At 51.3% G+C, this 16,452-nt stretch carries 21 protein-coding genes; 11 read left to right on the top strand and 10 right to left on the bottom strand.

What is annotated here, in order from left to right:
- The first annotated feature begins 16 nt into the window (after positions 1–16).
- Positions 17–223 (top strand): hypothetical protein, encoded by a 207-nt coding sequence (locus ACT3TC_RS10005; protein WP_193056413.1) that lies wholly within the window; start codon positions 17–19, stop codon positions 221–223.
- Positions 224–316: 93 nt separating this feature from the next.
- Here the strand turns inward: ACT3TC_RS10005 and ACT3TC_RS10000 are convergent, their stop codons facing one another.
- Positions 317–682 carry a hypothetical protein gene (locus ACT3TC_RS10000; RefSeq protein WP_444639910.1) on the bottom strand — a complete coding sequence of 122 codons (366 nt, stop codon included), beginning with the start codon at positions 680–682 and terminating at the stop codon, positions 317–319.
- A 28-nt stretch (positions 683–710) separates the two neighbouring features.
- Here ACT3TC_RS10000 and ACT3TC_RS09995 point away from each other — a divergent pair, with 28 nt between their 5' ends.
- The 8 genes from ACT3TC_RS09995 to ACT3TC_RS09960 all read left to right on the top strand — a co-directional run bounded on the left by ACT3TC_RS09995 (position 711) and on the right by ACT3TC_RS09960 (position 5,109).
- Positions 711–1,292: a hemerythrin domain-containing protein gene (locus tag ACT3TC_RS09995; protein WP_444639908.1), complete on the top strand. Its 582-nt coding sequence runs from the start codon at positions 711–713 to the stop codon at positions 1,290–1,292.
- A 141-nt stretch (positions 1,293–1,433) separates the two neighbouring features.
- Positions 1,434–2,438, top strand: a complete 1,005-nt coding sequence (locus ACT3TC_RS09990; protein ID WP_444639907.1) for an aldo/keto reductase — start codon at positions 1,434–1,436, stop codon at positions 2,436–2,438.
- 124 nt (positions 2,439–2,562) lie between these two features.
- Positions 2,563–2,718, top strand: a complete 156-nt coding sequence (locus ACT3TC_RS09985) for a hypothetical protein (RefSeq protein WP_444621632.1) — start codon at positions 2,563–2,565, stop codon at positions 2,716–2,718.
- A 207-nt stretch (positions 2,719–2,925) separates the two neighbouring features.
- Entirely contained in the window at positions 2,926–3,606 is a 681-nt protein-coding gene (locus tag ACT3TC_RS09980; protein WP_193053578.1) for a Bax inhibitor-1/YccA family protein, read from the top strand.
- Between the two features lie 83 nt (positions 3,607–3,689).
- Complete coding sequence (tusD, locus tag ACT3TC_RS09975; RefSeq protein WP_444639905.1) at positions 3,690–4,079, top strand: sulfurtransferase complex subunit TusD; 390 nt, start codon at positions 3,690–3,692, stop codon at positions 4,077–4,079.
- Positions 4,080–4,090: 11 nt separating this feature from the next.
- The gene (gene tusC / locus ACT3TC_RS09970) at positions 4,091–4,456 is read left to right on the top strand and encodes a sulfurtransferase complex subunit TusC (RefSeq protein WP_444639903.1); all 366 of its coding nucleotides are present in this window, start codon (positions 4,091–4,093) and stop codon (positions 4,454–4,456) included.
- Between the two features lie 13 nt (positions 4,457–4,469).
- Positions 4,470–4,757 (top strand): sulfurtransferase complex subunit TusB, encoded by a 288-nt coding sequence (tusB, locus tag ACT3TC_RS09965; protein ID WP_444639901.1) that lies wholly within the window; start codon positions 4,470–4,472, stop codon positions 4,755–4,757.
- 1 nt (position 4,758) lies between these two features.
- Complete coding sequence (locus ACT3TC_RS09960) at positions 4,759–5,109, top strand: TusE/DsrC/DsvC family sulfur relay protein (protein ID WP_172116651.1); 351 nt, start codon at positions 4,759–4,761, stop codon at positions 5,107–5,109.
- Positions 5,110–5,126: 17 nt separating this feature from the next.
- Here the strand turns inward: ACT3TC_RS09960 and ACT3TC_RS09955 are convergent, their stop codons facing one another.
- Positions 5,127–5,759: a helix-turn-helix domain-containing protein gene (locus ACT3TC_RS09955; RefSeq protein WP_172116650.1), complete on the bottom strand. Its 633-nt coding sequence runs from the start codon at positions 5,757–5,759 to the stop codon at positions 5,127–5,129.
- A gap of 81 nt (positions 5,760–5,840) precedes the next feature.
- On the bottom strand, positions 5,841–6,782 hold the full coding sequence (locus ACT3TC_RS09950) for a histone deacetylase family protein (protein ID WP_193053574.1): 942 nt from the start codon (positions 6,780–6,782) through the stop codon (positions 5,841–5,843).
- A 105-nt stretch (positions 6,783–6,887) separates the two neighbouring features.
- Here ACT3TC_RS09950 and ACT3TC_RS09945 point away from each other — a divergent pair, with 105 nt between their 5' ends.
- A complete protein-coding gene (locus tag ACT3TC_RS09945) occupies positions 6,888–9,635 on the top strand; it encodes a bifunctional acetate--CoA ligase family protein/GNAT family N-acetyltransferase (RefSeq protein ID WP_444639899.1) in 2,748 nt (915 codons plus the stop codon).
- A gap of 106 nt (positions 9,636–9,741) precedes the next feature.
- On the opposite strand, the gene pdxH is transcribed toward ACT3TC_RS09945, so the two are convergent.
- From pdxH to ACT3TC_RS09925, 4 genes are all read right to left on the bottom strand, one after another.
- Positions 9,742–10,386, bottom strand: a complete 645-nt coding sequence (gene pdxH / locus ACT3TC_RS09940; protein WP_172116647.1) for a pyridoxamine 5'-phosphate oxidase — start codon at positions 10,384–10,386, stop codon at positions 9,742–9,744.
- 77 nt (positions 10,387–10,463) lie between these two features.
- On the bottom strand, positions 10,464–10,862 hold the full coding sequence (locus ACT3TC_RS09935) for a DUF2069 domain-containing protein (protein ID WP_444639897.1): 399 nt from the start codon (positions 10,860–10,862) through the stop codon (positions 10,464–10,466).
- On the bottom strand, positions 10,859–11,482 hold the full coding sequence (gene wrbA, locus ACT3TC_RS09930; RefSeq protein ID WP_444639896.1) for an NAD(P)H:quinone oxidoreductase: 624 nt from the start codon (positions 11,480–11,482) through the stop codon (positions 10,859–10,861). The genes ACT3TC_RS09935 and wrbA overlap by 4 nt, the downstream gene beginning before the upstream one ends.
- Positions 11,483–11,532: 50 nt before the next feature.
- Positions 11,533–12,006, bottom strand: a complete 474-nt coding sequence (locus ACT3TC_RS09925; RefSeq protein ID WP_441679312.1) for a gamma-glutamylcyclotransferase family protein — start codon at positions 12,004–12,006, stop codon at positions 11,533–11,535.
- Between the two features lie 133 nt (positions 12,007–12,139).
- Between ACT3TC_RS09925 and smrA the strand changes: the two genes are divergently transcribed.
- On the top strand, positions 12,140–12,730 hold the full coding sequence (gene smrA, locus ACT3TC_RS09920) for a DNA endonuclease SmrA (RefSeq protein WP_444639895.1): 591 nt from the start codon (positions 12,140–12,142) through the stop codon (positions 12,728–12,730).
- Between the two features lie 48 nt (positions 12,731–12,778).
- Here the strand turns inward: smrA and ACT3TC_RS09915 are convergent, their stop codons facing one another.
- The 3 genes from ACT3TC_RS09915 to ACT3TC_RS09905 form a co-directional block, all read right to left on the bottom strand.
- A complete protein-coding gene (locus tag ACT3TC_RS09915; protein ID WP_172116642.1) occupies positions 12,779–13,354 on the bottom strand; it encodes a DUF934 domain-containing protein in 576 nt (191 codons plus the stop codon).
- A complete protein-coding gene (locus ACT3TC_RS09910; protein WP_172116641.1) occupies positions 13,347–14,999 on the bottom strand; it encodes a nitrite/sulfite reductase in 1,653 nt (550 codons plus the stop codon). The genes ACT3TC_RS09915 and ACT3TC_RS09910 overlap by 8 nt, the downstream gene beginning before the upstream one ends.
- A 114-nt stretch (positions 15,000–15,113) precedes the next feature.
- Positions 15,114–16,451, bottom strand: coding sequence for an MATE family efflux transporter (locus tag ACT3TC_RS09905; protein WP_444639894.1), 1,338 nt, complete (start codon positions 16,449–16,451; stop codon positions 15,114–15,116).
- Between the last annotated feature and the right edge of the window lies 1 nt (position 16,452).

Raw genomic sequence — 16,452 nt, 5'->3', positions numbered from 1 at the left:
CAAGGAGTAAGTTTAAATGGCATTTCCGAAACGATGTGCCCAATGTGGCAGCGAAGACTACCGTTTCCCTGAAAACACAGACGAAGATGACAATATCTACTGCAGTGCCTGCAATGCCGTCGTGGGAAATAAAAAAGAGCTGGCGAAAGAGGAGTTGGATAATGAAGGCGAGGGCGACCACCAGGTTGAGACGCTGCTTAGATCGTTAACGGGTAAAAAATAGCGGCCTCCTTCTGCTTGCTACATTATTATCGTCCACCAGCCTGTTAGCTGTCAGGCTGGTGGATGTTCAGCCGTCGTACTGTTATCGATACTACTAAGTCGTTGCATATTTTTTGTTAAGTTCATTAACGGCTTCATCGGCTTCAGGCTTGGTCGCACAACGTTTGCGTACCAAATCGCCATCTCTTTCTTCCTCCTCACGCAAGTCTACGACCCACCACTCAGGCTGGGCATCAATTTCAGCGCCTTCCTGAACCGCTCGATACACCATAAACGTCGCCATCATCCGCTCCCTGGTTTGAAATCCTTTTATAACGTAGCTGATGGCGTGCGGCTTGAATACGATGTCAGCCACCTGCCAATCAGTTTTAAAAACCTTCTTAACATGTATTAGGTCACGGGCTGTTAGCTTGGAAATACCGGTCAGGCGAGCTAGCTTGAAATGGAGCTGGCGGCTCATGGATTCTGAATAAGAGGGAGAGAAGGGTATGGATAACCACACGCAAGGCCAGACAGGAAACGGGTTGGACGTCATCAATATTTTAACGACTGACCACCAGGAAATGCTGGAGCTACTTGCCCAAGTAGAAAGCAGTAACGACCCCGAGCAACGTCGAGTCTTGATAGACGCCGCTATTGCCGAAGTGATGCGCCATGCCGTTGCTGAGGAAATGTATGTTTACCCTGCTATGGAGAAACATATTCCTAATGGGCGTGATGAAGTTGAGCACGATAAGAGAGAGCATGATGAATTGGTCAACGTGATGAAGAAGCTAGAGGATGTCGATGCGTCAGACCCCACGTTTATGCCGTTGACTAAAGAGATGGAAAAGCAGCTTCGCCACCACATTGATGATGAAGAGTCCGACCAATTTCCCAAACTACGTAATCATATACCCGTTGATGAACTTATCGACTTGGGGAATAAAGTCGACGCTGCCAAAAAGCTAGCGCCGACACGGCCGCACCCTAGCGCACCTCATTCTGAGCTATTTCATAAGAGCGTCGGGCCGGGCGTCGGCATGGTTGATCGGCTACTGGATAAGCTTCAAGGCCGTCATACCGGTTAATAGGCTTTTGAAAACCTGCCATCTGAAATTTATGGTTCGTTGCCGAAAGCCCCATGGTGTGCCGTGGGGCTTTCGTTCGTTGAGTTGTTAACTATTATACGGCATAACGGTACTGCAGAAATTTTCTTTCAGGGAATGCCTATGTCGATGTTTTTCCAGCGTCTTAAAGAAGTGTCTTCGCCTGCTGTTGGCCTTGGTTGTATGAACTTGTCTCATGGTTATGGTCAGCAGGTATCTGAAAAAGACGCCCTGCGAGCATTGCATGAAGCGTTTGAAATGGGGTATCGGCACTTTGACACCGCGACACTGTATGGGGCCACGGCGAATGAGCGCTTACTGGGCAATGCCTTAAAAGACAAGCGCCAAGCGCTGTTGTTGGCCAGTAAATGCGGTATGGCGATTGATGCTGAGACGGGAAAGCGGGTTATCAATGGTCGACCAGACATACTACGCCAACAGTGTGAGGCAAGCCTGACACGTTTAAAGACCGATCATATCGATATCTATTACCTGCACCGGCTTGATCCCGGCGTACCCGTCGAGGAGAGTGTCGGCGAACTGGGTAAGTTGGTCGATGAAGGCAAGATAGGCGGTGTGGGGCTGTCGGAGGTTTCAGCAAAAACGCTTTCCAAAGCGCATAAGGAGTATCCCGTAGCAGTAGTGCAGTCAGAGTATTCCCTCTGGACACGCAACCCCGAAATTGCGCTCATTAAAGCCTGCCAAACACTGGATGTGGCGATGGTTGCATTTAGCCCCTTGGGTCGTGGTTTTTTGGCAGGAGCGATTCAGGTCGATACAGTGTTTGGTGAGGGCGATATGCGGGCTAACATGCCTCGTTTTAACGCTGACAATCTGCCTAAAAATCTAGCGGTGCTTTCACGCTTTCAGGCGCTAGCCCAAGCGCTTGACGTGACTACCGCCCAATTGGCACTGGCCTGGGTAAAAGCACAAGGTGGCCATATAGTGCCCATTCCTGGGACTTGCTCAATCGCTCATATGCGTGAAAACCTGGCAGCCGATAGTTGGGTGCTCGATAAAAACTATCTCAGTGACCTCAACTCAATGATGACACCTGATCAGGTAGCCGGTGAACGGTATAGTCCAGCGCAGCAAGCGGACATCGATACGGAAGAGTTTACTCAGTAGACTAGAGATAGGGCGCTATTTTTCATGGCAGGTTTTTATCGAATACCGCTATTGCTTTCAGCCTGCTTTAAGCTAGCATTCAGCAAAAGGCTGGCTATCGCCAGCCTGGTTCAGGAAAGCCGCCATGATCAAAGCTTTAATCATCTGTTTTGCAGTGCTTTTCGTACAACTTGCGGTGCTGCATGTGGTTGATGCCCGGTTATATGCCTCGCAGGATATTCGCCAAACCGCCAGCAGCGCGGTGACTCCGCTGAAAAAAGATGAAGAAATAGAGAGCTAGAAATCGAGCATTAAACACCACGACTGGCGATGACAATATCGTCAGTCGTGGTTTTTTCTGCAAGATGCCGCTATTCAAATCCGTCAATTCTTTCGTTAGAAGAAAGTTGAGTACTTTACATGAACGAAGCGATAAGGACTTGCGTCTGGAACTTGGTAACGGCATGCTGGTCTATTGTTAGCACTATTATTTGGGGAGCATACGTAGATGGCTTATAACGATCTAAACACGGCACAAACACGATCCAGTGGTGTTGCCAACAGCGTCAGCACCAATAAGGTACTGCGCAATACCTACGCATTATTGGCAATGACACTGCTTTTCTCAGCAGTGACCGCTGGCGCATCAGTGGCTATGGGTATCCAACAAATGAACATCTTTGTGTTCTTTATTGGGGCCTACGGCTTGATGTTCCTGGTGCATAAAACGGCAAATTCTGCGGCTGGTTTGCTGGCCACCTTCGCTTTTACCGGTTTTATGGGATTCACACTGGGCCCCATCATTTCAGCCTATTTAACGCTCCCTAACGGTGGCGCGCTGATTATGAATGCGCTGGCAATGACAGGCCTTACCTTCTTTGGCCTTTCAGCGGTTGCGTTAACGACCAAGAAGGATTTCAGCTTCTTAAGTAACTTCCTGCTGGCTGGCGCTATTGTGCTAGTGCTTGCGATGGTTGCTGGCTTGATCTTCAACATTCCTGCCCTGTCACTGATGGTATCAGCAGGCTTTGTTCTGTTCGCCTCAGCGGCCATCCTGTATCAAACCAGTGAAATCATTCATCGCGCTGGTGAAACGAACTATATTCTGGCAACCGTTACGCTGTATGTTTCTATCTACAATCTGTTTATCAGCCTGCTTTCAATTTTAGGTATCATGAGCAACGACTAACCAATAGCGTTGTCAGCTGGTAACCGGACAGACCCTACTTGTAGGGTCTGTCTTTTTTTGGCTATCCGATTCGAGAGACGATAATGGAGTATGGTTTATTGGTGATGGGTGCGCCGTATACCAGCCCCGCACCACACTCTGCTTTAAGGTTTGCTCGTACGCTGCTGGCACAGGGGCACCACTTGTCGGGCGTATTTTTTTATCATGAAGGGGTGCACAACGCGTCTTCACTCATGGCCCCACCCCAGGATGAGCTTAACCTGCGCGATGCCTGGGTCGAATTACACCGCGCGCATAACGTTCCCCTGGACGTATGCATAGCGGCGGCACTAAGGCGTGGCTTGGCAAGTGAAGCGGAAGCGCTGCGTCATGGTAAAGCATCGTTTAATATAGATGCGCCCTTTGAGTTAACCGGGCTAGGGCAGTTGTTAACCTTACAGCAGCGCTGTGATCGTTTTATTACGTTTGCCTAACAGGAGAGCTAATGGCTGAGTCAAACAGCTTGCTGGTTATCATTCGTCATGCTCCTTACGGCTCCAACCTGCTGCGAGAAGGGCTGGATACAGCGCTGGTAGCAGCCGCATTTGGACAGCCTGTAGACCTGCTGTTCCTTGGGCAGGGCGCTATGGCGTTATTAAAAGAGCAAGGCAGAGGGGCGCCAGGGCAGAAAGCCAGCCTCCCCACCATCGATATGCTGGAGATGTACGATATCGAGCAGCTTTGGACCACCGAAGAGACCTTGGTTACTCTAGGAGTGCCCGCATCCACGTTGCGAGACGATGTGCAGTTTTTGAAAGCTAAAGTACTACCCGGGTTTCTTCAGCAGTACGCGCAAATACTTAATTTTTAGTGGGATGCTCAGTATGTTGCATATTTTAACCAAGGCGCTAAATAGCGACGCTGCGCAACAGATGCAGCAAGCCGTTGGTGAAGAGGATATCGTAGTACTGACGGAAGAAGGTGTACAAGCGGCGCTGAAAACGCACTGGGAAGGTTGGCAGGCGTATCAGTCACGCATCTATCTGTTAGCCGAAGATGTCGCGGCGTGGGGCTTAAATGCTGCCGTTACAGCGAATGGCTTACCTACGGTTGATATGAACGGATTCGTTACGTTAACTGGGCACCACCCTCAAATCGTTACGTGGTATTAATATGTCGGATTCAAAAATATACCGTTATCTTGATTCAGATAAAGAAATTGGATTAGACCCTGAGGGATACTTGGTAGAGCAGTCGAAATGGTCAAAAGCTGTAGCTGAAATGCTGGCCAGTGATGAAGGGCTCGTATTAACTGAAGCACATTGGGAATTAATTGGTGTAATGCGTGATTTTTATAACCGCTATGAAATGGCGCCGGCTATGCGTCCCTTGGTAAAAGCCACGAAGAATGCGCTGGGAGAAGAGAAGGGCAAGTCGATGTATTTAATGTCACTTTTCCCCGGCAGCCCTGCGAAACGTATAGCGCGGCTTGCCGGGTTGCCTAAACCCACCAACTGCCTGTAGAAGCGGTAAGTTGAAGATTAAGCCAAATCGCCTCGGGTACAAACGGACAGAACAACCGCATCATCAGCACTGGTAGACACCAGTGCATGCCCCATATCACTATCAAAATAGATGCTGTCACCTTCAACAAGCAGCAGCGGAGCATAAAACTCGCTGTACAGCATGATATCGCCATGAAGCACCATCAAAAACTCTTCGCCATCATGACGCACCCATTGGTGGTATTCGTCAAAGTTGCGTGCGCGCACAATGGTCTTAAAGGGAATCATGCGCTTTTGAGCCAACTGGTGCCCCAGTAACTCATGCTCGTAAGTAGGCGTTGGATGTAGCTGCCCTTTGTCTTTACGCGTTAAGTCGCGTCGTCCCATGGTATAGCGTTCACGTTTGGGCGGCGTAAAGAGCTGGGGCAGGTCGATATTAAGACCAGTGGTGAGTTTTTGAACGACGCTAAACGTAGGCGAGACTTGATCATTTTCAATCTTTGAAAGGGTAGAGCGCGCTAGCCCGGTACGCTGGCTGACATCTTCCAGCGTCCATTGGTTAGCCAAGCGAATCTGCTTGAGCCGCGCACCCAAGAGAAGCGGTTCTACAAACGGTTTGCTGCCGGAGGCAATACGCAGTGCGGCATGTTCTTCAGAAGTGGCGGTCATAATGGTCACATAAGAGACAGCAATAGGGACCATAGTAACATAGCGTTAGCGTCTGCCAGGGTATTCGCGAGTACAGAATATTTAACCTTCTTCTGAAAAAGGTAGCCCCAGCAAGGCTCTAATATGCGCCTCCACACCTCTTCCTAATGATTTAGGGTCGTAGCCACCTTCCAGTACAGAGACAACGCGGTTATCCGCATAAAGCGCCGCGATCTCCATTGCCAAATGTGTTATCCAATAATAGTCTTCATCATCCAGGCAGATATCGGCCATCGTATCGTCGCGATGAGCATCAAACCCTGCCGATATCATCACCAGGTCCGGTTTAAACGCATGAAGGGCGGGTAGCCACTGATGCTCAATGAGGCGTCGAAATTCAGCGCTGTCAGTGCCTGATTCTAGCGGCGTATTAACAACGTTGTGCCACTCACTACGCAGATAACGCCACGGGTAAAACGGGTACTGAAAGCTTGTACAGATCAGGACATCTGATCTGCCCTTAAAAATATCGATAGTTCCATTACACTGGTGGACATCAAAATCGAGGATAGCGATACGCTTGGCACCATATACGTCACGTGCATGGGCGGCACCTACGGCGATATTGTTATAAAAGCAAAAGCCCATCGCCTCGCTTGCTTCGGCATGATGGCCGGGAGGCCTAACGGCACAAAAAACATTATCAGCGTGACCCTTAAACACCTGATCGACTGCTTTTATAGTGGCCCCGGCAGCAACCCGGGCAGCTTTTAAGCTATCCGGATTCATGAGTGTTTCGCTGTCCAGGGCGACAATGTCTTCAGTAGGCACACATTTCTCTAAAGCATTAAGGTGCCGGGGCGGGTGTACTTTTGCCAACGCCTCAAAACTGGCTTCTTTGGCATCAGACTGCATGGTCTGCTGTAATAAACCGGCAAGTGAAAGGCGAGCGCGAATTGCTTCCAGACGCTGTGGACTTTCAGGATGTTCTGGTCCCATATGATGCAATGAGCAGTCTGGATGGGTAAGGTAAGAGGTGATCATTCAAGCGCTCCATTGTATTGAGGCCACCTTAATCGCCTCTGGGGCTTGCGCGACAGTGTCAATAAGTCGTACACCGTCGTTATTTACTTCAGGGGAGGCTCAATTTTGAGTACGCGCTTTTTGCATCATTTTTTTGAACCTCGCACGCTAGCCGTGTTTGGCGCCTCTGAAAAACCGGCCTTGCTGGGTGGGTTAGTGCTGAATAACCTGCAAGAGGGGGGCTTTAAAGGCACCCTGTGGGCGGTCAATCCAAAAGGTTATGACCAAGTATTCGGCGTGCCCTGTTTCAGCAGTGTAGCGGATTTGCCCGAAGTGCCGGACCTGGCGGTTGTTTGCTCGCCGATTAAAGGCGTTCCAAAATTAATTAAACGCTTGGGCGAGTCTGGTGTGAAAGCCGCGTTGGTGCTTTCCGGAGGCGCCTACCTGGACCGCGATAGCGACAATACCGGTTCTATTCGTGAGCGGATGTTAAAAGCCGCCATCGCCTCAGGTATTCGAGTGTTGGGCCCAGAGTGCATGGGTGTCATCGTCCCAAGCAAGCGTTTGAATGCCTCTTACGCCAGCCAGCCTGTCAAAGCGGGTCGTGTTGCATACCTGGGGCAATCGGGCATGCTTGCCAACGCCATGATTGATTGGGCCGCTGGACGCGATGTGGGGTTCTCTCACTTGATTACGGTGGGGGATAGCGTCGATGTTTTGTTGCCGGATTTAATCGACTACGTGAACCAGTTTTCACCCGCTCAGGCCATCTTATTACACCTGGAAAGGGTGAATGACGCACAACATTTTATGACCTCTGTGCGCGATGCTTCGCGTAACCGCTTGGTACTTGCCATTAAAAGCGGCCGTACGCCGCAATCCGATATTTCGGGGATGGCACCTACGCCGGGTATTGCTAACCGTGATGTCGTTTTCGATGCGGCGTTTGCACGCGCTGGGGTGGTAAGAGTCGATGATTCCGATGAGCTATTGGATGCTCTGGAAACGCTCTCGCGCATGAAGCCACTACGCGGTGATCGGTTAGCCATTGTTTCTAATGGCTTGGGTCCAGCCATGCTGGCGATTGATAAGCTGGTTAGCGCAGGTGGTAAGCTTGCCGTGTTTAGCGAGGAAACCCAAGCGGCGCTACATAAAAGCCAAGTCGATATAAGTAAGCCCGGCGAAAACCCGGTTGACCTGGGTGGCAACGCAACCCCTGCACGCTTTGTTGAGGCGCTGGAAATTGTGGCCGCCGATGCCAATGTCGATGCGGTGCTGGTGGTCCATGCTCCAACACGGTTGGCACCTTCAGCGATGACGGCTCAAGCACTAATTGATAATCGCAAAAAATTTCGGCGTAACTTGCTGACCAGTTGGATGGGGCTGAAGGAAGCCCTTAATGCACGCCACCTCTGCAACATCGCGGGTATACCGACCTATATTTCCCCGGAAAAAGCCGTTAAGGCCTTCATGCACATGGTAATTTACCAGCGTGTTCAAGCCTTGCTGCATGAAATTCCACCTAGCCTGCCATTTTCAACGAGCTCGGAAATACGTGCCCAGTGTCGGTCACTGATCACCCAGGCAAAAGAGCAGGGGAGAAAGACACTCAGCCACTCAGAAACAGCCCAGGTACTTAAAGCATATGGTATTCCTACGGCGCCAAGTGTGTATCTGAGCAACCCTGAAGAGGCCGAATCCGCAGCTCAAAAAATCCAAGGACCGATGGCTCTGAAAGTGGTTCATGAAGGTAATTGTCGGCCTTACCGATACCGTAAACACCCCCATAAAATGTCTGCCGGGCTGCTACAAGACCTGGAAACGCCTGCTGAAGTGGCGCTAGGGGTACGTCAGCTGGGTGATAAAGTACATGAGAAATTTCCCCAGTACACTATTCGCGAGTTCTGCTTACAGCCTATGCAGCGGGGTAAGCACTCCATGCAGATTTGTGCCGGAATTACCCGCGACCCGGTTTTCGGCCCGCTGATTGTGTTTGGTATTGGCGGCTATAAAGTCAATATTTTGGCAGACCGCCAGGTCGCTCTGCCGCCGTTGAACATGAGCCTGGCGGCCGACGTCGTCGGCAGGACGCACGCAGCCTCTTTAATTCGTGAGCACTCCGCTGAACCTGAGCGCGACATTCAGCGGCTATGTCAGCTGTTAGTCAAGCTTTCGCAAATGGCATCTGATTTGGGGGATCTGCGAGGGTTGGAGATCAACCCGTTACTGCTTAATCGTGATGGCATGCTGGCGGTGGATTTTGCGATGGATTTAGGCACGCCTGCGCGCTTTGCCATCATGCCATACCCGGAAGAGTTGCGAGAGTGGGTAACGCTGAAAAACGGCTGGCAGGTAGAAGTACGCCCCATCAGAGCCGAAGATGCGCCTTTAATTACCGCCTTTCACCGTCAGCTATCGGAAGAGAGTATTCGTTTCCGATATTTCCACAATAAGTCCAACCTCACTCAACGCGATTTATCGGTTTTGTCACATATTAATTATGATCGACAAATGGCATTTATCGCCGAGCACCAGCACGCAGATGGGAGTAAAGAGATGTTAGGCGTTGTGCGTGTGTGGAACGACCCTGACAATATACGCACCGAGTTTTCGGTGATTATCCGTGATGATTTACAAGGGCTTGGGATTGGCAGCCTGCTGATGAAGAAGATGGTCAATTACTGCACGCATATCGGTACGCTCGAAATGATAGGCAAAATCATGGTCGATAACCACCCAATGCGGGCGTTAATGAAACACTTGGGGTTCACGTGCCGCTATAACATGGAAGAACAGGTGATTGATGCTGTCCTGCGCTTAAATGAGCCCGAAAGCGAGTGGCAGCGCCTTCGCCTGAAAAGTCTGCCCGATTAACCCGGCCAAGTGCATCACCACACATCACCACTACAGCAGGCCTGCCTAATTAACGTATCACCGAAACAGACCTGCGCTGAACAATAATGAGCGATCTTTATAGGGGTTATGGGGCCAAGCGGAACTGGCTCCACTCTCCACCATCGCGACGCTCGAAACGTATACGGTCATGTAGTCGGCTGGGCTGGCCCTGCCAAAATTCAATCATGTCAGGTTGCAGGCGGTAGCCGCCCCAATGGATGGGCCGCGGGATTTCTTGCCCCTCATAGGCCTGTTCAAAGCGTTTCTGACGCTCCTCAATCCAGTTACGATCAGGAATGACAACGCTTTGCGTTGCAATCCAGGCGCCTAACTGGCTACCGCGAGGGCGGCTGGCAAAGTACTCATCCGATTCATCCGGCGCAACCTGTTCGACGGAACCTTCAATACGCACTTGGCGAGCAAGTGATGGCCACCAAAACGTCATTGCCGCAAACGGCACGTTGCTCAGCTCACTACCTTTATGGCTATGATAATTGGTGTAAAACACCATACCTTGCTCATCAAATCCTTTCAGCAATACAACGCGTGCATGCGGCCGCCCTTGGCTATCCACTGTTGCCAGCGTCATGGCATTGGCGTCTTTGTCCTCCTTCTCCATGGCCAGGCTAAACCACTCATCAAACAGCACGAAAGGCCCTTGAGTGACATGGGTTTCATCAAGCCTGCCACCTTCGTAATCACGCCGAATGTCGGCTATGTTGCGAGTCATTAGCGGAACTCCCTAAGTTTTAATAACGCCCTGAATTTTAATAATGTTCGTCACTCTTTAGATAACGCCCAAAACATTCACTTACCTGTTTGGCGCTGTTGTTGGCTACGAAAACGTGCGTACCCCATGCAACCTACAAAAAGCGCCAGCGATACGAGCGCTTCCACAATGCCATGCACCGTTTGCCCGGGTACAGCGGCTAGCATGACACCTTGTGTAACGTAGAGAAGGCTGACAAAGGCGAGCCAGGCATGGCCACGTGCACGCTGGCCAAGAATGGAAGGTAAAAAAAGCACCAGCGGTAAAATAAAGGCCACCACAGGCCGCCAATCAAACGTATCGCTTTGCAATGTAAAGCCACGATAAATAACCAGCAGCAAGAGCAGCGTAAAACTGATCAATACACACTGCCTAGCACGCAGTGTTAACGTATTTATGCCGTGGCGCTGCTCCAGGCTAGTTAGCCACTGCTTCATGATGTCCCCTGGCGCATGGCATTAAGCGCTACTGCTAGTTTAGCCAGTCGTTTGCCTTGTGCTACGCATAGTGCTCGTTCATGTTCATCTACCGAACGGTCGCTACGTGGGCCTGCCAAATGGCTGGCACCGTAAGGCGTGCCTCCGCCTTGGGTGCTTAACAGGGCCGTTTCACTATAGGGAATACCTGCATAGACCATTCCGTGGTGCAACAAGGGCACTAACATGGTCAGCAACGTACTTTCCTGGCCGCCGTGTAGACTGGAGGTCGATGTAAATGCACAAGCTGGTTTATCGACCAAAGCACCGTTCATCCATAAGCTGCTTGTGCTATCCAGGAAATACTTTAAGGGAGCGGCCATATTGCCAAAGCGCGTGGGGCTGCCCAAGGCAAGCGCGCTGCAGTTACGCAGGTCATCAAGTTCAACATACACCGCTCCCTCCTCAGGGATTTCCGGCGCGACGGCCTCGCAAGTTGTTGAAACTGGAGGCACCGTGCGTAAACGCGCTTTAATACCTGCAATGCTTTCAATACCTGCAGCCAATTGACGGGCCATGTCGGCCGTCGCCCCTGAGCGAGAATAATAAAGAACCAATACGTAAGGGGTGGTGTTACTCATAAATTTTCCTTGGTCCTGGAAGAACGCCGATAAAAGCCCTGCCTGATACCTTATGGTATCAGAGCTATGTACTTGGCAGGAGATGGCTTTAAAAGATGGTAGCTGGTTTCGGGTAACCTGACGTAAACCCAGACGTCGCTTCCATCGGCTAACCGTTTTTTAACGCGCTCGTACCGAACGCCCAAGCGTTCATAGCGATCAAGCCGCCTTAACGCTTCCGGCGTCACGGTTAATTTTAGGCCTTCGACGTGGCTACCTGGCTGGGGAGCGACGTCCAGATCGTGACGCTGATACCCTGGAAGAACCGCCGGTTCTGGACTGCCTAAACTGCCAGCGACTAACCAGCGAATCAGTGGATAACGTAGCGTTCCATACACAAACAGCTGATGTGTGCGTTGCTCTACCGTTTGTACCTCATCAGGCGGGGAATAGAGCCAGGGACTTAACAGGGTTAGCCATAGCCATGTGGCCGCTGACAGCAGTAATAAACCTGCCAGAGCGACTGTTTTTTTAACCCAGCCCATCCGTTGCCCTTTTAAAAACGTGAGTGGGATAGCCTGGCGTGCCGTTCTCCCTTAAGCAAGTGTTGAGCAATCTGCTTAAGCAATACGATATGGTTTGCTAGGATAGAGGTAGACCTTATCGGAGGAGCCTGCAATGAACCAGCCACTTCGTGATGATATGGATTTCCGAGCCTCTGTGGGTGATGTAACGCCGTTGGCACGTAGTAATCAGGCCGACGCAGGTAATCACCGGAGGAAGCCTTCTGCAGCACAGCTTGCACGCAGAGAAAGCGCTCAAGAAGAGCTTAGTGAACGTAATTTTCTATCCGATGACTTTGTTGATTTACTGCCCCCTTTTGATCCTATCGAATACCGTCGAGAAGGCATTCAGCAGGGCGTTGTCGATAAATTAAGGCATGGAGGATATAGCGTACAGGCACAACTTCATTTATTGTGTCGGCCGTTGGCTGAATGTCGCCGCATGCTGTTTCCGTTTATTCAGGAAGCCTATGCGCATGACCTGCGTTCGGTCATGATTGTGCATGGAAGAGGGCGCGAACTGGACAGCCCAGCCAACGTGCTGCGCTCTTACCTGGCCAAGTGGCTTGACCAGTTTGAAGAGGTCCAGGCGTATGTCTCTGCCCAGCCTTCCGAAGGCGGGCTTGGCGCTACGTGGGTGATGCTGCGCAAAAGCCAGCGGGCGAAAGCCAATAACCGTGAGCGCCAGCAAAAAAGGAAAGGATAACAACAAAAATGCCCCTGAAAGCAGGGGCATTCACTGTGTGTCTCGCTATCAAGCGTAAGAAGCTACCTTATTGGTTGCCTGTTGGCGCAAGTGAAACAGCGGCTCGGGTTGATCGGTCGCAGGCTGATAAGCGCGACTAAAAATATGCAGATTTCGCAGAGCATCTTCGACCCACTGGTCTTCTCGAAGCGAAAGTCCGTCAAATCCACAGCGGGTCATAAAAAACAGCTGGTCAACCAGCACATCGCCAATGGCACGCACTTCACCCTGGTAGGCATAGCGCTCCCTTAGTAGGCGCGCCAGGCTATAGCCACGGCCGTCAGTGAATTTTGGAAAATCGATTGCAATTAATGGCGCGCTTGAAAGGCGTTCAGCCAACTCTGGTGTCAGCTCGGTATCCGCAGGCAACCAGGGAGCTGTCAGCTTGCCCTCTGAAGTGCTATCAAGCCAGATTGAGAGCGGCACGATGGTATGCGCGTCAGATACTGTTGCGTTTGTTTCAGTATCGCGTACTAACGTCCAGCTATCCTGCGTTTCTTGGCCGCGAAACAGGTAAGGACGTTGGCGTTCTACCAGATCTGTCTCGAATGGCAGGTTCTCTTCAGAAGAAGGCTGGTTAAGCATAAACGCGCTCCTTAAAAGGCTTCAGGCCGATACGACGGTAAGTGTCCAGGAAAGTCTCGCCACTATGACGCTCACCCACGTAAACGTTTAGCAGCTTATCAATCACATCAGGCACATTTTCACGGCTAAAGGATGGGCCAAGAATCTTGCCCAAAGCGGCACTGTTGCCTTGATCACCACCCAGCGAAATCTGGTACCACTCTTCACCTTTCTTATCGACGCCTAGTATGCCGATGTGGCCTACATGGTGATGTCCGCAGGCATTCATGCAGCCTGAAATATTAAGATCCAGCGGGCCGAGATCATACAGGAAGTCCAGGTCTTCAAAGCGTTCTTGAATTGACTGTGCCACAGGGATTGACTTCGCATTAGCAAGCGCGCAGTAGTCCCCCCCCGGACAGCAGATAAGATCTGCCAGTGTACCGACCGTGGGATTTGCCAAGCCTAGAGCTTCCAGATCGTGCCATAGTGCTTCCAGTTGATCGGCAGGTACATCACCAAGCACCAGGTTTTGTTCGTGAGTTACACGAAGCTCGCCGAAGCTATATTTGTCTGCCAGGTCTGCTATCTGGTGCATTTGTTCCCAGGTAACGTCACCCGGTGAATGGCCGCTGCGTTTTAGTGACAGCGTCACCGCTTTATAGCCTTTAACTTTATGCCCCTGAACATTGTTGGTCATAAAACGGCCAAAAGCACGATTTTCCTGGCGCAGTGCATCAATAGCCGCGATAGCGTCGTCACTTACCGGGCGGCGGTCAGGATCAACAAAGTATCCTGCAACCCGCTCAATACTTTCAGGCGTTAAGGTTTGAGGGCCATCTTTAAGATGCGCCCACTCCTCGGCTACTCGGCGGCTAAACTCTTCGACACCTAGCGCTTTGACCAGTATCTTGATCCGTGCTTTGAACTTGTTGTCCCGGCGGCCAAACTGGTTATAAACGCGAACCAGAGCCTCCAGATACGTAAGCAAGTGCTGCCAAGGCAAGTCTTCACAAACAACTTCACCGATTAGCGGTGTGCGGCCCAGACCGCCGCCCGCGAGAACTTTTACGCGCACTTCACCCGCATCATCACGCCATAGGCGTAACCCTACATCGTGAACCTGAATGGCTGCACGGTCTTGCTCAGCGCCGGTCACGGCAATTTTAAATTTGCGCGGCAGATAAGCGAATTCAGGATGAAATGTCGACCATTGGCGTATCAGCTCACACCAGGGGCGAGGATCTACTTCTTCGTCTTCCGCAATACCTGCAAATTGATCAGTCGTGGTATTACGAATGTCATTACCACTTGTCTGAATTGCATGCATTTGGACAGTTGCCAACTCCGCCAGCATATCCGGCACCGTCTCAAGCTTAGGCCAGTTCAACTGCAGGTTGGTACGCGTTGTAAAGTGACCGTACCCGCGGTCAAAGTCACGCGCTAGGTCCCCCAACTTACGCAACTGATAGGAAGCCAGCATGCCGTAGGGAATGGCGATCCGCAGCATGGGAGCATAGCGCTGAACGTATAAACCGTTCTGTACCCGCAAAGGAAGAAACTCTTCTTCGCTGAGTCGACCCGCCAGATAGCGGTTCATCTGATCGCGAAATTGAGCAACGCGCTCATCAACAAGCGTTTGGTCGTGAATATCGTAACGGTACATGTGGCACGATCCTGCTAAAAAGCGAAATGGTCACGTCAAGGCGGACATTAATGTAGTGTTACCTTAACGCGTGTTTCATATTCTACAAAAGAATATATAATTATCTTTTTATCGCTAAACGATATTTAAAACATTGGGAGCTAGCCAGCGCTTACGCTGCCAAATCCATAAAAAACCCGCCGAGTTGGCAAGTCGATAAACTATCTGTACCAGCCAAACCCCAAGCAGGCCTTGTTGTAAACCAACCCCAACCCACCAGGCAAGGGGCAGAAACAAAAGCCACTGCATGCTTAAGGTCAGCAGCATCACCGTACGCTGCGCGCCAGCGCCCATCAATGCCTGAGCCAGCACCAGCGCCGCCGCATCCAGCACAATCATTGCACCGGTAATTTGTAAGGGCAGCGAGCCCAGGGCGATAAGCTCGGGGCTGGAAAAGAAAATGCTGAGTACCTGCATCGGGAATACGAGCATTGGCAGTGCCAAGAGGGTGAGCAGCACACCGGCAACGCCCAGCGCATCCAGCCCCCACCGATGGGCCGCCCTTTGATCATCCTGGCCTAATGCTTCGCCTACCAGACTCATGGCAGCAACGCCCACACCCACGCCCGGCAGGATTAGCAATAATGACAAGTTAACCAACACATGCCCAACCGCAACGCTTGCGGTCCCCATACGACTTAACAACCAAAAAAGCACCACATAGCCCGCCGCAAAACATATCTGCTGTAGGGAATGAGGCAGAGCAAGTGCTAGCGTTGTGCGCAGCGTATCGAACGTCGGTAGGCTGAACAAAAATCCATTCTGGTCGTGCTGTCTTACAGTGACCCAAAGCCAGATAAAAAGGCCTAAAAACATCGAGAGAGTTGTACCTACGCCTGCGCCGCTTGCCCCCATACGAGGTAGCCCAAACAGGCCATAGATCAGCCCGCTACTGGCCGCTACGTTAAACAGCTGAACGACAATAATAATGCGCAGATAAAGGTGGGTTTGTTGGCGGCCATTCCAATAACCACGAAAACATAGCGTTAATGCAATAGCGGTAAGCGCAACAACGCGCCAGCGAAAGTAATCAACCGCCACGTGCTGAATCTCAGGCACCTGCGTTATCAAATGCAGCAGGGCAGGCGCTTGCCACCAGGCCAGCAGCGATAGCGGCAGCCCAACTACCAAGCCAACCGCAACGCCTGCCTGTAAAGGCTGAGCCGAATACTCACAGCCCGCTCCAAGGCGCTGGGACGTTTGCGATTGAACGCTTGAAGAGAGACCAAACACCAGGGCGGTGAGCATAAACATGGCGTAACCACCCACACCCACACCCGCCAGCGCGACCTGGCCTAAATGCCCCACCAGTGCGGCATCAATGATGTTGAGCATGCTCTGAGAAAGCATGCCCAACATGATCGGTAGCGCCAAGCGAACGACCTTGCCATGGCGTCGAGTTGCTAACGCCATA

It is taken from the genome of Halomonas sp. AOP27-A1-41, from assembly GCF_052378605.1.
GTDB classification, from domain to species: Bacteria; Pseudomonadota; Gammaproteobacteria; order Pseudomonadales; family Halomonadaceae; genus Vreelandella; species Vreelandella citrativorans.
Note: the sequence above shows the minus strand (reverse complement) of the source record. Positions and strands in the feature narration are given on the sequence as shown.

Coding starts and splice junctions, on each gene's coding strand:
- pdxH (WP_172116647.1), bottom strand. CDS start 10,386: ATGACTCGCAACATAGCCGACATTCGGCGTGATTACGAAGGTGGCAGG.
- ACT3TC_RS10000 (WP_444639910.1), bottom strand. CDS start 682: ATGAGCCGCCAGCTCCATTTCAAGCTAGCTCGCCTGACCGGTATTTCC.
- tusD (WP_444639905.1), top strand. CDS start 3,690: ATGGAGTATGGTTTATTGGTGATGGGTGCGCCGTATACCAGCCCCGCA.
- ACT3TC_RS09980 (WP_193053578.1), top strand. CDS start 2,926: ATGGCTTATAACGATCTAAACACGGCACAAACACGATCCAGTGGTGTT.
- ACT3TC_RS09955 (WP_172116650.1), bottom strand. CDS start 5,759: ATGACCGCCACTTCTGAAGAACATGCCGCACTGCGTATTGCCTCCGGC.
- ACT3TC_RS09915 (WP_172116642.1), bottom strand. CDS start 13,354: ATGCTTAACCAGCCTTCTTCTGAAGAGAACCTGCCATTCGAGACAGAT.
- ACT3TC_RS09950 (WP_193053574.1), bottom strand. CDS start 6,782: ATGATCACCTCTTACCTTACCCATCCAGACTGCTCATTGCATCATATG.
- ACT3TC_RS09960 (WP_172116651.1), top strand. CDS start 4,759: ATGTCGGATTCAAAAATATACCGTTATCTTGATTCAGATAAAGAAATT.
- ACT3TC_RS10005 (WP_193056413.1), top strand. CDS start 17: ATGGCATTTCCGAAACGATGTGCCCAATGTGGCAGCGAAGACTACCGT.
- smrA (WP_444639895.1), top strand. CDS start 12,140: ATGAACCAGCCACTTCGTGATGATATGGATTTCCGAGCCTCTGTGGGT.
- wrbA (WP_444639896.1), bottom strand. CDS start 11,482: ATGAGTAACACCACCCCTTACGTATTGGTTCTTTATTATTCTCGCTCA.
- tusB (WP_444639901.1), top strand. CDS start 4,470: ATGTTGCATATTTTAACCAAGGCGCTAAATAGCGACGCTGCGCAACAG.
- ACT3TC_RS09935 (WP_444639897.1), bottom strand. CDS start 10,862: ATGAAGCAGTGGCTAACTAGCCTGGAGCAGCGCCACGGCATAAATACG.
- ACT3TC_RS09990 (WP_444639907.1), top strand. CDS start 1,434: ATGTCGATGTTTTTCCAGCGTCTTAAAGAAGTGTCTTCGCCTGCTGTT.
- ACT3TC_RS09910 (WP_172116641.1), bottom strand. CDS start 14,999: ATGTACCGTTACGATATTCACGACCAAACGCTTGTTGATGAGCGCGTT.
- ACT3TC_RS09995 (WP_444639908.1), top strand. CDS start 711: ATGGATAACCACACGCAAGGCCAGACAGGAAACGGGTTGGACGTCATC.
- ACT3TC_RS09905 (WP_444639894.1), bottom strand. CDS start 16,451: ATGGCGTTAGCAACTCGACGCCATGGCAAGGTCGTTCGCTTGGCGCTA.
- tusC (WP_444639903.1), top strand. CDS start 4,091: ATGGCTGAGTCAAACAGCTTGCTGGTTATCATTCGTCATGCTCCTTAC.
- ACT3TC_RS09925 (WP_441679312.1), bottom strand. CDS start 12,006: ATGGGCTGGGTTAAAAAAACAGTCGCTCTGGCAGGTTTATTACTGCTG.
- ACT3TC_RS09985 (WP_444621632.1), top strand. CDS start 2,563: ATGATCAAAGCTTTAATCATCTGTTTTGCAGTGCTTTTCGTACAACTT.